14 protein-coding genes are annotated in these 14,185 nt (G+C 63.4%); 7 read left to right on the top strand and 7 right to left on the bottom strand.

All coding sequences use genetic code 11. The features are described from left to right. Positions 1 to 14 precede the first annotated feature (14 nt). Entirely contained in the window at positions 15 to 947 is a 933-nt protein-coding gene (locus FJW03_RS12275) for an alpha/beta fold hydrolase (protein ID WP_140765148.1), read from the bottom strand. 189 nt (positions 948 to 1,136) lie between these two features. Here FJW03_RS12275 and FJW03_RS12270 point away from each other — a divergent pair, with 189 nt between their 5' ends. From FJW03_RS12270 to FJW03_RS12255, 4 genes are all read left to right on the top strand, one after another. Further along, complete coding sequence (locus tag FJW03_RS12270; RefSeq protein ID WP_140765150.1) at positions 1,137 to 2,144, top strand: ribonuclease T2 family protein; 1,008 nt, start codon at positions 1,137 to 1,139, stop codon at positions 2,142 to 2,144. 226 nt (positions 2,145 to 2,370) lie between these two features. Next, positions 2,371 to 4,020: an energy-dependent translational throttle protein EttA gene (ettA, locus tag FJW03_RS12265; protein WP_140765152.1), complete on the top strand. Its 1,650-nt coding sequence runs from the start codon at positions 2,371 to 2,373 to the stop codon at positions 4,018 to 4,020. 44 nt (positions 4,021 to 4,064) lie between these two features. Further along, positions 4,065 to 4,835, top strand: a complete 771-nt coding sequence (gene tam, locus FJW03_RS12260; protein WP_140765154.1) for a trans-aconitate 2-methyltransferase — start codon at positions 4,065 to 4,067, stop codon at positions 4,833 to 4,835. A gap of 242 nt (positions 4,836 to 5,077) precedes the next feature. After that, positions 5,078 to 6,199, top strand: a complete 1,122-nt coding sequence (locus FJW03_RS12255) for a beta-ketoacyl-ACP synthase III (protein ID WP_140765156.1) — start codon at positions 5,078 to 5,080, stop codon at positions 6,197 to 6,199. 24 nt (positions 6,200 to 6,223) lie between these two features. On the opposite strand, the gene FJW03_RS12250 is transcribed toward FJW03_RS12255, so the two are convergent. Continuing rightward, positions 6,224 to 6,790 (bottom strand): methyltransferase family protein, encoded by a 567-nt coding sequence (locus tag FJW03_RS12250; RefSeq protein WP_140695660.1) that lies wholly within the window; start codon positions 6,788 to 6,790, stop codon positions 6,224 to 6,226. A 175-nt stretch (positions 6,791 to 6,965) separates the two neighbouring features. Between FJW03_RS12250 and FJW03_RS12245 the strand changes: the two genes are divergently transcribed. After that, a complete protein-coding gene (locus FJW03_RS12245) occupies positions 6,966 to 7,604 on the top strand; it encodes an MOSC domain-containing protein (RefSeq protein ID WP_226890637.1) in 639 nt (212 codons plus the stop codon). Positions 7,605 to 7,673: 69 nt separating this feature from the next. Here the strand turns inward: FJW03_RS12245 and FJW03_RS12240 are convergent, their stop codons facing one another. From FJW03_RS12240 to tsaA, 4 genes are all read right to left on the bottom strand, one after another. Continuing rightward, a complete protein-coding gene (locus FJW03_RS12240; protein WP_140765158.1) occupies positions 7,674 to 8,513 on the bottom strand; it encodes an SDR family oxidoreductase in 840 nt (279 codons plus the stop codon). 133 nt (positions 8,514 to 8,646) lie between these two features. Then, the gene (locus FJW03_RS12235; RefSeq protein ID WP_140765160.1) at positions 8,647 to 9,609 is read right to left on the bottom strand and encodes a D-amino acid aminotransferase; all 963 of its coding nucleotides are present in this window, start codon (positions 9,607 to 9,609) and stop codon (positions 8,647 to 8,649) included. 206 nt (positions 9,610 to 9,815) lie between these two features. Further along, complete coding sequence (locus FJW03_RS12230) at positions 9,816 to 10,130, bottom strand: DUF2293 domain-containing protein (RefSeq protein ID WP_140695652.1); 315 nt, start codon at positions 10,128 to 10,130, stop codon at positions 9,816 to 9,818. Beyond that, positions 10,127 to 10,651 carry a tRNA (N6-threonylcarbamoyladenosine(37)-N6)-methyltransferase TrmO gene (tsaA, locus tag FJW03_RS12225; RefSeq protein ID WP_140608093.1) on the bottom strand — a complete coding sequence of 175 codons (525 nt, stop codon included), beginning with the start codon at positions 10,649 to 10,651 and terminating at the stop codon, positions 10,127 to 10,129. Before tsaA ends, FJW03_RS12230 begins: the two co-directional genes overlap by 4 nt. Positions 10,652 to 10,829: 178 nt before the next feature. Here tsaA and FJW03_RS12220 point away from each other — a divergent pair, with 178 nt between their 5' ends. Continuing rightward, entirely contained in the window at positions 10,830 to 11,852 is a 1,023-nt protein-coding gene (locus FJW03_RS12220) for an ArsR/SmtB family transcription factor (RefSeq protein WP_140765162.1), read from the top strand. Further along, entirely contained in the window at positions 11,852 to 12,769 is a 918-nt protein-coding gene (gene metF / locus FJW03_RS12215) for a methylenetetrahydrofolate reductase [NAD(P)H] (RefSeq protein WP_140695649.1), read from the top strand. Before FJW03_RS12220 ends, metF begins: the two co-directional genes overlap by 1 nt. A gap of 380 nt (positions 12,770 to 13,149) precedes the next feature. Here the strand turns inward: metF and FJW03_RS12210 are convergent, their stop codons facing one another. Continuing rightward, positions 13,150 to 14,067, bottom strand: a complete 918-nt coding sequence (locus FJW03_RS12210) for a DMT family transporter (RefSeq protein ID WP_140765164.1) — start codon at positions 14,065 to 14,067, stop codon at positions 13,150 to 13,152. Positions 14,068 to 14,185 lie beyond the last annotated feature (118 nt).

Raw genomic sequence — 14,185 nt, 5'->3', positions numbered from 1 at the left:
ACGAACTGGCTCGGTCACGCTTTCAGGGCGCTATCCGCCCAGGCCGCGAAATCGTCCATGACGATGTCGCGGTTCACCTCGTTCAGGCTTTCGTGGCGAGTGTCGGCGTAAACCTTTGATACGAGATTCGAAAAACCCATCTTGCGCATGCGGTTGGCGAGATGGGTGATGCCCTTGCCATAGTCCGAGGCGGGGTCTTTCTCGCCGCCGACGATGGCGACGGGAAGGTCGCGCCGGACACCAACGAAGCCGGCATCCTTGCCGCCATTGAGCGCCATCGAGACCACGTCGCGCCACATCGAGATAGAGGCATCCCAGCCGCACAGCGGATCGGCGATGTATCTCGCCACCTCCGCCTCGTCGCGCGACAGCCAGTCGAACGGTGTGCGATGATTGGGCACCGCCTTGCCCCAGGCCTGGAAGGTGAGTTTCGGCAGCAGCCGCGACGGAACGTCCGAGCCCAGCCGCATCCGCTCCCAGGCAAGGATGCCGAGCGCCAGCTGTCCAAGCAGGTCTTGCGAAAAATTGCCGTTCCAGATCGCGGCGGCATGGATGCGGGATGAATGGCCCAAAAGGAAATTCAGCGCCACGGACGCGCCCATCGAGTGGCCGAAGAGGATGACCGGCAGGCCTGGGCGTTCCCCGGCGATCAGATCGTGGACGGCATCGACATCGGCGATCACCTTGGCCGGTCCATTCCTGTCGGCGAATCTGCCGAGCGGCGCGTCCGGCGCCTTGGTACGGCCATGGCCGCGATGATCATGGGCATAGACGTGGAATCCGCGCGAGCCAAGGAAATCGGCAAAGCGGGCATAGCGCGCGGCATGCTCGGCAAGACCATGATTGATCTGGACGACCGCGCGCGGCCGGCCATCGGCCTGCCTGACGAAGAGGTTGAGCTCGGCGCCGGTCGGCGAGCGGACCAGGCGTTGCTGGTTGAATGGCATGCAGGCTGGTTTCCACCCCCGGTTCGCCTCATGGCGTCTGACCTGTGTGCGCCTGCCGCCGGTTTTGCGTCAATCCACACCAACCGCTTTTTGCCCAACGATGTTTCTTGCGTTTGGTCAGCAAAATATCGCAATTCTGACATGGAGACAGCGGCAGTCTGTCACCCATTTGCTTCAGCGGGGATTCTTATGCGCATTGGTGTTGTTTTCGGATTGGCATTGTTGGCGGCATCGCTGGCCAGTGCAGCGCGTGCCGACGTCAAGCTGAGCGGCACTTTCGTCGCCGACGCCGTCTGTCCGGCAACGCAGGCCATCAAGAACGGCAAGAACCCGGGCAATGTCTCGACCGATGCCGGAAAGGGCTACCAACTGCTTGCCGGCAACAAGGATGCGCCGACGCACTATCTGATCCAGGTGCCCGGCGCCGACCCGGAGCGTCGCTGGGTGAAGGTCAGTTGTGGCCATCTCTCGGGCAGCAGCGCCGCGACGGTTCCGGCGGCTCCTGGTAGGCAAGACAAGCCGGCGGCTTCGGGAAAACCCGAATATGTCTTCGCGCTGAGCTGGCAGCCGGCCTTTTGCGAGACCAAGTCGAACAAGGCCGAATGCAAGGCGCAGAATCCGAGCGAATTCGACGCCACCAATTTCACCTTGCACGGCCTGTGGCCACAGCCGAACGGCAATTTCTATTGCCAGGTTTCGGCCGGCGACAAGGCCAACGACAATCCTGCCCACTGGCAGGACCTGCCGCCGGTCAACCTTGACGCCGGTACCCGCGCGGAGCTCGACAAGGTGATGCCGGGCACCGCTTCGAAGCTCGAGCGGCATGAATGGATCAAACACGGCACCTGCTACGGCAAGAGCCAGCAGGAGTATTTTTCCGACGCACTCAGCCTGATGCGCGAAGTGAACAGCTCGCCTGTGCGCGATCTCTTTACCAAGAACATCGGCGGCAAACTGACGGCCGACCAGATCCGCAGCGCCTTCGACCAGGCCTTCGGCTCGGGGGCAGGGGATCGGGTGCGCGTTTCCTGCGTCATCGATCCGTCGAGCGGCCGGCGGCTGATCGGCGAACTGACGCTCGGCCTCGCCGGCCCGATCGGTCCCTCCAGTTCGCTGAAGGACCTGCTGCTGGCATCGGTTCCCACCAACAAGGCCGGCTGCCCAGTGGGCACGGTCGATCCGATCGGCTTCCAGTAAGCGCTGGACCGCCGCTTCCGGTAAGCCGGCGTGCCAGTCGCGGACAGATGCGGAAGGGTAATCGAAGCCTTCAGCAGGGGCGTGTCCGGCAGAAACGTCGTCTCTCGGCGGGCACTTCCCCGTGTGCCTGGCCCGCAAAAGCGATTGCCGTTCGCCGCCGCATCGCCTACATAGCGGCCAACCTCCATTCAGATCGACAATTCAGTCAGTTTCAGGGAAAGCGCGCGTGGCACGCCAGTTCATCTATCACATGTCCGGCCTGTCGAAGGCCTATGGCACCAAGAAGGTGCTCGATAACGTTTATCTGTCTTTCTATCCGGACGCCAAGATCGGCATTCTCGGGCCGAACGGCTCGGGTAAGTCGACCATCCTGCGCATCATGGCCGGGCTCGACAAGGAGTTCCAGGGCGAGGCGTGGCTGGCCGAGGGCGCGACCGTGGGCTACCTGGCGCAGGAACCGCAGCTCGACAACAGCAAGACCGTGATGGAAAACGTCATGGACGGCGTCGCCAGGAAGACAGCCATCATCGAGCGCTACAACGAGCTGATGATGAACTATTCCGACGAGACGGCGGACGAGTCGGCAAAGCTCCAGGACGAGATGGATCGGCTGAACCTTTGGGATCTCGAGCAGCAGGTCGAGATGGCGATGGACGCGCTGCAGTGCCCGCCGGGCGAGTCCGAGGTGACCAACCTGTCGGGAGGCGAGCGTCGCCGCGTGGCGCTCTGCCGGCTGCTGCTGCAGCAGCCCGATCTGCTGCTGCTTGACGAGCCGACCAACCATCTCGACGCCGAGACCACGGCGTGGCTGGAAAAGCACCTGCGCGACTATCCGGGCTCGGTGCTGATCATCACCCACGATCGCTACTTCCTCGACAATGTCACCGGCTGGATTCTCGAACTCGATCGTGGTCGCGGCATTCCGTACGAGGGCAACTACACCAGATATCTAGACGCCAAGGCCAAGCGCCTGATCCAGGAAGGCCGCGAGGACGACGCCCGACAGAAGTCGATCTGGCGCGAACGCGAATGGATCCAGTCCTCGCCAAAGGCGCGCCAGACCAAGTCGAAGGCGCGTATCAAGGCCTATGAGGAACTGGTCGAGCAGTCGCAGAACCGCAAGCCGACCGACACGCAGATCGTCATCCCGTCGAGCGAGCGGCTGGGCAATGTCGTCATCGAGGTCGAGAACCTCAGCAAGGGCTTCGGCGACGAGCTTCTGATCGAAAACCTGTCATTCAGGCTGCCGCCGGGCGGCATCGTCGGCGTCATCGGCCCGAACGGCGCCGGCAAGACGACGCTGTTCAAGACGTTCACCGGCCAGGAGAAGCCGGATGCGGGCTCGGTCCGCATCGGCGAGACGGTCAAGCTCGGCTATGTCGACCAGAGCCGTGACGCGCTCGATCCGAACAAGACGGTGTGGGAAGAAATCTCCGGCGGCGCCGAAGTCATCAAGCTCGGCAAGCACGAGGTCAACAGCCGCGCCTACTGCTCGTCCTTCAACTTCCGCGGCGGCGACCAGCAGCAGAAGGTCGGCAACCTCTCGGGCGGCCAGCGCAACCGCGTGCACCTGGCAAAGATGCTCAAGACCGGCGGCAATGTGCTGCTGCTCGACGAGCCGACCAACGATCTCGACACCGAGACGCTGAGCGCGCTGGAAGACGCGTTGGAAGCCTATGCCGGCTGTGCCGTCATCATCAGCCACGACCGCATGTTCCTCGACCGCATGGCCACCCATATGCTCGCCTTCGAGGGTGACGCGCATGTCGAGTGGTTCGAGGGCAACTTCGAGGAGTACGAGAAGGACAAGCTGCGCCGCCTCGGCGCCGAAGCGGCAGCCCCGCACCGCATGACGCACAAGCGGCTGACGCGGTAAGGGGGCACTGGGCGGCGAATTCTCAAGGCGATATAGGAGCTCAGATGGCCGACTGGTCCGCCGCCCAATATCTGAAATTCGAGGACGAACGCACCCGGCCGGCGCGTGATCTCGCGGCCCAGGTGCCGGTCGATTTTCCGCGCCGCGTCGTCGACATCGGCTGCGGGCCGGGCAATTCGACCGAGCTCCTGGTCCAGCGCTGGCCGGATGCCGAGGTCAGCGGCTTCGATACCTCCCCCGACATGATCGAAAAGGCGAGGGCGCGCCTGCCCGGCGTCAGTTTCGATCTGGCGGACGCCTCCACATGGCAACCGGCCGAGCCGGTCAATGTGATCTTCGCCAATGCGGTGTTCCAGTGGCTGCCGGAACATCCTGCGGTGTTCCAGCGGCTGATGGGTTTTCTTGCTCCCGGTGGCGCGCTTGCCGTACAGATGCCCGACAATATGGGCGAGGACTCCCACCGCCTGATGCGTGAGACCGCCGCCGAAATGCCGTTTGCCGCCAAGATGAAGGGGGCGGCGCGCGCGCCGCTGCCTTCGGTGTCGTTCTATTACGACCTGTTGTCACCGCTCAGCGACAGGGTCGATATCTGGCATACCATCTACAACCATCCGCTGGCCGATGCCGAGGCGATCGTCGACTGGGTGAAGGCAACCGGGCTGAAGCCGTTCCTCGATCCGCTTGACGGGCACGAGCGCAAGCTGTTCCTCGACAGCTACACGGCCAGGATCGCCAAGGCCTATCCCAAGACCGCGAATGGCAAGGTGCTGCTGCGTTTCCCCCGCATCTTCATTGTCGCCAAGCGGGCCGGATAGGGTATTTCGAGATTCGGATGACGCTCGCCTGCAAACGGCGGCCTCCTGCGCTTCCGCTGCTCAGATACGAGAACTACGCGCCGCTCCTGTTCTCAAGCGTCCGCCTGGTGAAAGTCAGGTTTACGTGGGCGTAAATCTTTGGTTTAAGCCGGCGTAAACCGGCGAAGTGAGAAAAGTGTTGCGCCGAAGCGTTTCGGCGCTCACATGAAGCCGCAACGCCTGCGGATGGGACGGACTGAAATATGCATCGCGTCATCATCAGCGGCATCGGCGCTGAAATTCCTCAACCTGTCATCACCAATGAAGAGCTGGTCGAAAGCTTCAACAGCTGGGTCGACACCGAGAACGAGCGGCGCCAGGCCACGGGCGGGACGCTGCTGCAGAAGTCGGACGCCGATTTCATCGTCCACGCTTCGGGCGTGCGCAGCCGCCATGTGATCGAACGCGAAGGCATTCTCGACCCGACCCGCATGGCACCGTGCATTCCGGCGCGGCCGGATGACGTCCTGTCGCTGCAGGCCGAGTTCGGCATCGCTTCGGCCAGGAAGGCGATCGCCCATGCCGGCATCGACCCGTCGGAGATAGATCTGGTGATCTGCTCGTCCTCGCATCAGCAAAGGCCATATCCGGCCATCGCCATTGAAATGCAGGAGGCGTTGGGCACCAAAGGGGCCGGCTTCGACATGGGGCTTGGCTGTTCGTCGGCGGCGGCGGCATTGCACATGGCGGTCAATCTGGTGCGCTCGGGCGCGCACAAGCGTATTCTAGTCACCACGCCCGAAATCATCACCGGCCATCTCAATTTCCGCGACCGGCAGACGCATTTCATCTTCGGCGACGCTTCGGTGGCAATGGTGGTGGAGGGGCTCGCTTTGGGCGAAAAGCGGCCGGAACGCTTCGAGGTGCTCGACACCCGCATCTGGACGCAGATGTCGAACAACATCCGCACCAATCTGGGCTACCACACCCGCACCGCCCAGGATGATCCCTACATGATCGACCTGGAGGGCAACCTCATCAAGCAGGTCGGCAACAAGGTGTTCAAGGAAGTCACCGTCGCCGGGCACAAATTCATCGTCGAATTCCTGGCTGAACATGGGCTGACGCCGCAGGCCGTCCGTCGCTTCTGGCTGCACCAGGCCAATGCGCGCATGAACGCGATGATCCTGAAACTGGCGTTCGGCCACGAGGTCGGCCACGACCGCGCGCCGATGGTGCTGGAGCGGCTCGGCAACACGGCGGGCGCCGGCGCCATCGTCGCGCTGTCGGAAAACCATGCCGACATGAAGCCCGGCGATTTCGGCCTGATCTGCGCTTTTGGCGCGGGGTATTCGATAGGCGGCGCGTTGCTGAGGATGCTCTGACCTGCGGGGGGCTCCGGCCGCGCGTCAGGCGGGAGCGAACGGCACCAGCATCGGCACACGCCTGGCATAGTCGTCATAGGCGGTTCCGAGTTCGCCGCGCAGGAAACGCTCTTCGAGCTTCGCCTTCATGACGATGCCGATGATGAGCAGGAGCGCGCCGGCAATGCCCCAGACAGTTCCTTTTGCCGCCATGGTGGCAAGAATCGCCAGAAGCAATCCTGTGTAGATCGGATGGCGAACGAGGCTGTAGGGGCCGCTGTCGACGACACGGTGCCCTGCCTTGGCGGTGACATTGCCCGACCAGAGACGGCCAAGATGCAGCCTTGCCCACCACGAGAAGCCGAAGCCGACAGCGATCAGCACAACACATATCCAGGCCACGGCAAGATCGGGAACCCACAGTCGCAGGCGCCCATAATAATTGTGTGCCGGAAGCAGGAACAGGACCGCGCCAAACACCATCACCATCCGGTAGCGCATCTCCGACCCAAGGTCGGCACGTTTGGCCACCGGATCCGCCCAGAAGGCGGCAGCCGCCCATGACACCACCCAGATCAGCCAAAGCAGCACGATTACCGTTCCGGGACGCATGGTAACCTCCGCAGACCTGTCCGCGCGTCACCATGGGGCCGGCACGGCATGGCGGCAATCCCGCCTGCGATCGACGGTAGGTAAGAAACTCGTGATCGCAATCGCATCGGTGACGTTGATCCGACGATCAGCACTTTCGACTGGACGCATGGAGGGGTGTCCGGATAATTCCCGGATGACGAAAGGACGGAACACCATGCTGGATCTTTTCCCCGAGGCCGAGAAGCCGGTCGAAATCATCCCGGCGAAGAAGCTTTCTGCTCGCGCGGCGGCGCTCTATCTCGCGCCGGCGGATCATTTCCAGACGCGTCCGGCGGAGGAATTGCGGTTGGGCTTCGACGGCATTTCAGGCGATTTCCACGCCGGGCCAACGCGACGCTCGGGCGGGCGCGAACCCTGGTATCCGCGCGGCACCGAAATGCGCAACGAACGGCAACTGTCGATCGTCGCCACGGATGAACTGGCCATCGTCGCCGAACGGATGGGGCTCGCCGAAATCAAGCCGGAGTGGATCGGCGCCAATCTGGTGATCGAAGGCGTGCCGCATCTGTCGATGCTGCCGGCCGGCACGCTGCTGTTCTTCAAGGGTGGCGTGACCCTGAAGGTCGATGCCCAGAACGGACCGTGCCGCATCGCCGGGCGATCGATCGCTGAAAACGTCGGGATGGCTGACGTTGAAGCCGGCGCGCTGTTGTTCCCGAAAGCGGCCAAACGGCTGCGCGGCGTGGTCGCCTGGGTCGAGAAGCCGGGAACGATCAGGGCCGGTGAGGAGATTTCTGTGCGGGTGCCCGAGCAGTGGATTTATCGCGCGTAGCGCCCGCGTTTCCTGTCGGCCGAGGGTAGGGCTATGCCGCCCATGGGCGGCATAGCAAGACCCCGGGCTTTAGCTCTTGCGGTTCTTGTTGGCGCCTTGCGCCATGACGGAGACGTGGTCCCACTTCTCCCAGGTGGCGATGCGGTTGGCGTATTCCTGGCGGATCATCGGCAGGCCGCCGTCGCCGAAGAACACACGCAGTGGCGGTTCGGCGGCATCGACAATCGCCAGCATCGCCGGTCCGGTGGCCTCGGGATCGCCGGCGACGGCGCGGCTCCGGCGTTCCGCCATGGCGGCGCGAGCGGGCGCATAGGCCTCGATCGCTTTGGAGACCTTGGCCGAAGCTCCGGCCCAGTCGGTGGAGAAGCCGCCCGGTTCGACCAGCGTCACGTGGATGCCAAATTCCGCGACCTCGAGGCTCAGCGACTGGCTGAAGGCTTCCAACGCCCATTTCGAGGCATGGTAGAGGCCGAGCGAGGCAAAGGCATTGACGCCGCCGATGGACGAGATCTGGATAATGTGGCCGGACCGCTGCGCCCGCATGATCGGCAGCGCGGCCTGGGTGACCCAGAGCGCGCCGAACACATTGGTTTCGATCTGGTCGCGGGCTTCCTGTTCGCTCACTTCCTCGATGGCGCCAAAATGACCGTAGCCGGCATTGTTGATGACGACGTCGAGCCGGCCAAAGCGCTTGTGCGCGTCGGCAATTGCCGCATCGACGGCTTTCTTGTCGGTAACGTCGAGCTTTATCGCGGCAATGTTGTCGCCATATTTTGCTACGAGATCGGCGAGCGTGCCGACGTCACGGGCGGTTGCGGCGACGCGGTCGCCACGCGCCAACGCGGCTTCGGCCCAGACGCGCCCAAAGCCCTTCGACGATCCGGTGATGAACCAAACCTTGTTTTTCATGATGTGGAATCCTTGCCCGTGCGGGCGTGATTTTTGGTGAAAGCGGAGGCTTCTCCGCTTTCGGGCATATACGGCCTATTCCGCGATTTTCCAGAGGCGAGGCGAAATCTTTTTGACCAGGCTTCCCGGTTGATCAGGGATAGCGCACCGGGCTCGACCATGCTGGATCGTCGTGCTTTTGCCAATAGAGCGTCATCAGCCGGCTGGTGACCGGCCCGACCTTGCCGCCGGCGACCGCCGCGCCGTCGATCTCCGTCACCGGCATGATGCCGCCGGCGGTCGAGGTGATGAAGACCTCGTCGGCCGCCTTGAGCGCGGCGACGCCGACATCGGTGGCCTCTGCGATGAGCCCTTCCTCGCCGCAGAGATCAAAGACGGTGCGGCGGGTGATGCCGGGCAGCACGCCGACCGCCGGCGTCGACAGTTTGCCGTCCTTGACGCAGAACACGTTGAAGCCCGGGCCTTCGGCGATATTGCCGTTGAAGTCGAGAATGAGAGCGGTCTCGGCGCCACGGTCATAGGCGTCGTAGAGGCCGCGCACCAGGTCGAGCCAGTGATAGTTCTTGATCGCCGGGTCGATCGAGGCCGGCGGGATGCGCACCTTGTCGCTTATGGCCACGCGCAGGCCGCGCTGCAACTGCTCGGCATTGGCGACCGAGCCGAACGGAACGGCGAAGGCCATGAAGCGGTTGACCGCCTGGCGCGGGTCGCGGCTGAAGGTCGGCGAGGCGCCACGCGTGCACAGCATTTCGACATAGGCAGCGCGATGACCAGACAGCGCGACGCAATCGTGCAGGATTTCGGCCACGCCATCCCGGTCGAAGGGGATGGTCATGCGCAGTTTTTCCAGCCCTGCGAAGAAGCGGTCGAGATGTTGGTCCAGACGGAAGAAATCGCCGTTCCAGACATGCACCGTGTCGTAGGTGGCGTCGGAATGCAGAAATCCCCAGTCCAGTACCGACACCTTGGCTTGCGACATCGGCAGGTACTGGCCATCGAGGAAGGCGACGCCGTCGGGATAGGCATGCGGGTCGATATGCCGATCGGAGACAGCGGGCAGTCGCCGTGTATCCCGCATCTTCGTTGTCTGGCTCATCGAGGCCTCCTCTCGCACAAGGCGGACCACCAGCCTAGCGGCTAGCGGCCCCAGTCGGAAGGCATAGGGCCAGCCATCCGGCGCTGTTCGTCCTCTATCAGGATCTGGGTTTACAGGGGAAACCTGTCCTGGGCCTGGGTCGGCCAGGCGGACGGCCAGCCTTACAATGTAATCGTCGTGCCGACGCGGCAACAGGGGACCAAGCCCTACTCATCCTCCTCGTCGGCGTCGAGCAAGCGGGTCGCGCGCCAGCGCGTAAGCATGATGTTGGTCTGCTCGATGACGAAGAAACGGGCTGAGTCGCGGTCGTAGCCCTCCGTCAGCAGCTTTTCGTAGTCGGTATGGCTGTGGCGGATATGGGCAATGGTCGCCAGCCAGACGGCGATCGTCGGCGGCAAGGTCTTCATGTGCACCGAGCCGGCGTCGGCGCGGATCTTCTCCATGTCGGCATAAGGCGCCAGCGGCAGGAGCGCGGTCAGCGCCTTGGCGATGGCGCGGCGGCGGCCGGTCGGCGCTGTCATCGTTCATCACGTCCTTCGATCGTCGCCTCTGCCATGGCATCGGTCGAGGCGAAGTAAGGCTTGATGTCAATGACCGGCGTGCCGTCGAGCACGTCGATGGCGTCGAGGTCGACGCGCCCGGTGCCGATGTCCAGCCCGACGAGCCTGGCCACATGCAGGCCGATCGGGTTCGGCCGGGCAGGGGATCGCAGGCCGAATACGCCTTTCGCATCAGACGCATGGCGGGGTTTCTGCACGATCAGATTCCGCGGCGCGTGATGCAGCCAGGACAAGACAATGACATGGCTGGCTCGTTCCAGTCCGCGCAGGCCATCTCGGTAGGCCGCATCGATGGTCAGCACCGCGGGTTGTCCGGTCTCGCGCGCCGCGCGCATGTTTTTCGGGCAGCTTTCCCGTGTCGTCCATGGCGAGGCGATGCGGCCAATGAAAACGACGCCGCCATCCGCGGGCATCGTTGCCGGATCCTGCTCCAGCCTGATCTCGCCTTCGCGCGACTCGAACATCTCACGCGGCCCGGTCATTCTGTCGATCTCTGTGTTGATGCAAGTCATGATCCAAGGACCGCAACACATTTTTGGACGACATGCACCCGGAAATCACGCAAGCGGCATTTTCTTGTCCGGAAGCGACATAGCTCTTGCAAGGCCTCAAAAATCGACATAAACATATGTTTATATCTTTTTCAAAGAGAATACGCTGATGCATGTCTCGCTCGATACGATGGTGGATACGTTGAAAGCGGCGGCCGAATCGAGCCGCCTGCGCATACTGGCGCTGCTGTCGCGCGGCGACCTCACCGTTTCCGATCTTACCGAAATTCTCGGCCAGTCGCAGCCGCGTGTCTCGCGGCACCTGAAACTGTTGCTGGAAGCCGGGTTGATCGGCCGCTACCAGGAGGGATCGTGGGCCTTCTTCCGTCTGTCGGATGCCGATTCCGCGCGCGATTTCGTGCTGAGCCTGGTTTCCAGCATTCGCGGCGCCGACCCGCAGGTCGAGCGCGATCTCGAGCGCCTGTCCTCGGTCAAGCGCAAGCGGCAGGACCGGGCGGCGGAGTATTTTTCGGTGAATGCCGCGAGTTGGGACCATATCCGCTCGCTGCATGTGCCGGACCGTGCCGTCGAGGCCGCGATGCTGAAACTGGTCGGCAAGCGGCCGTTCCAGTCGATGCTGGACCTGGGCACCGGCACAGGCCGGCTGCTCGAAATCTTCTCGCCGCTCTACCGGCGCGGTGTCGGCATCGACATGTCGCGCGAGATGCTGACCGTGGCGCGCGCCAATCTCGACAAAGCCGGCGTTTCGAATGCGCAGGTGCGGCAGGGCGATATCTTCTCGCCGCCGGTCGAGCGTGATGCCTTCGATCTCGTCACCATCCACCAGGTGCTGCACTATCTCGACGATCCGGCCCGCGCTATCCATGAGGCGGCGCGGCTTCTGCGCCCGGCCGGCCGGCTGGTCATCGTCGACTTCGCGCCGCACGCGCTGGAATTCCTGCGTGACGAGCACGCGCATATGCGCCTCGGCTTTTCCGACCGGCAGATCGGCGAGTGGTTCGCCGAGGCCGGCCTTGACCTCGAGGATGCCCAGGAGTTCGAACCGCGCGGCGGCAACGAAGCCAGGCTCACCGTCAAGCTCTGGCTTGGCCGCGACCGGCGCCTGCTGATCGCCGATCCCGCCAACGCCAGCCAGCAGACCAGAGTGAGCTCGATAGGGGAAATCGCGTAATGAACCAGTTCCGTTTTTCCCGCCGGCCCGACATTGGCGACAAGGTCCGGGTTTCGTTCGAATTCTTCCCGCCGAAGACCGACGAGATGGAGGCGAGGCTCTGGGACACGGTGACAAGGCTGGAGCCGCTGAAGCCGAAATTCGTCTCGGTGACCTATGGCGCCGGCGGCTCGACGCGCGAGCGAACGGCGCGCACGATCGACCGCATCCTGAAGGAGACCAGCTTGACGCCGGCGGCGCACATGACCTGCGTCGACGCCGCCCGCCATCAGGTCGACGGGGTGATCCAGGAATTCGCCGATATGGGCGTGAAACGCTTCGTCGCCTTGCGCGGCGATCCGGCCGCCGGCGTCGGCACGGCCTACCGCCCGCATCCGGACGGCTACGCCAATGGCGCCGAACTGGTGGGGGCGCTCAGGGGTGCCGGGGATTTCGACATCTCGGTTTCGGCCTATCCCGAGAAGCATCCGGAAAGCCCCGATTTCGCCACCGACATCGACATGCTGAAGCGCAAGGCCGACAATGGCGCGACGCGGGCGATCACCCAGTTCTTCTTCGACAACGATCTCTACGAGCGTTATGTCGAGCGCGCCCGCCGCGCCGGCATCTACATCCCGATCGTGCCCGGAATCCTGCCGGTGCACAATTTCACCCAGGTCGCCAATTTCTCTGCGCGTTGCGGCGCGCTGGTGCCGGCATGGCTGGCCGAGCGCTTCGACGGCCTGCAGAACGACCCGCAGACGCATGCGCTGGTGGCATCGGCGGTGGCGGCCGAACAGGTGCTGGATCTGGTCGAGCGCGGGGTGGGCGACTTCCATTTCTACACGATGAACCGCGCCGACCTTGTCTTTGCCATCTGCCACATGATCGGCATCCGCTCGCACGAGGCGGAGGTGGCCGGCTCGGCCGCGGCATGAGGCACTGCTGAACAGCAAAAGGCCGGGTAAAACCCGGCCTTTTGAATTGTTTGAACTATCTGGTGCTGGTCTTCCCCGGCTTGGCGGGTTCAGGGAAGGACGCCCATAATTAGGGCGCCGATGAAAGCAAACGCAGCACAAATCATCAATGCGTTGATTGGCCTCGTAAGTCCCATGACATAGCCTCCTCTTAAAGAGCTATGCCCGGAGTCTAGGTTCATTTGTGCCACAGGCAAGCGGAAAATGTGCTGCATTGCGACATGAATGCAAGGTTTGCGACTCGTTTTTGCCGTTAGATGTTGAAACCTCTAGGCAAAAACCCGCTGGAGACCTGTGAATAAATTATGGCGGCGGCGTGTCGCCATTGTGTCGTGGCAGCGCTACCGTCTTCCAAACACCCGCCCGTCGATGGTGATCAGGCCGAGTGCGATCAGCACCACGCCCCCGATTTCGAACAGTTCCAGCCGTTCGCCCAGAAACAGGAATCCGAGCAGCATGGCGCTGGCCGGAACGACCAGCGTCACCAGCGAGGCGTTGGTGGCGCCGGCCGAGGCGACGAGATTGAAATAGAGGATATAAGCGAAGGCGGTGGACAAGAGCGCCAGCGCCAGCACCGCCGCCCAGACCGGGGGCGAGGCCGAGAACAGGCCGGCCGGCCCGTGGGTGAAGAGCACGATCGGGATCATGATGATGGTCGAAGCGGTCATCTGCCCGGCAGCAAGGACCGGCGAGGGCACGCCCTTGAAACGGCGGGCGACCATCAGCGCGACGGCATAGGACAGTGATGCGCCGATCAGGGCGAATTTGGCCCAGACCGGGCCGCCAAGCCCAGCAAGCAGGCCGGGACCGATCATGATCGCGGTGCCCGCGACGCCGAGACCAATGCCGGCCAGTTTGTTCCAGGAGAGCTTTTCGTCCGATGTCATCGCGTTGGCAAGGATCAGCGTCCAGAACGGCGTCGTTGCGTTGAGCACGGAGGCGACACCGGCGCCAAGCTCTGTCTGGCCGGCGAAGATCAGCGAGAAGGGCACGACGTTGTTGGTGAAGGCCAGGAGGAAGAACATGCCGGCATGGGGAAGGGCGAGGCGGAAGGAGGGGCCGCGCAGGCCGAGATAGAGCTGCAGCGCGATTGCCGCGATGGCGACGCGAAACAGCACCAGCACCAGCGGATGAAGTTCCGCCACCGCGATGCGAGCGAAAAAGAAGGAGCCGCCCCAGATCGCACCGAGCAGCAGCAATTGCCCCCAGTCCTTGAGGGCCATCGGCCCGCGCGGCGCTGAAGTCGCGGCTATCGCCATGTGAATCGGTCCTCCCCAAGACGGCCTGAGAGCCAGTCAGCCAGGCAGAAGCCATATCGGGTTCGGCGACAAGCGCCACCCGAAACCTGATCAATGGCAAACATCGCCGCCAAAAAGA

It is taken from the genome of Mesorhizobium sp. B4-1-4 (genome assembly GCF_006439395.2).
GTDB lineage: Bacteria > Pseudomonadota > Alphaproteobacteria > Rhizobiales > Rhizobiaceae > Mesorhizobium.
Note: the sequence above shows the minus strand (reverse complement) of the source record. Positions and strands in the feature narration are given on the sequence as shown.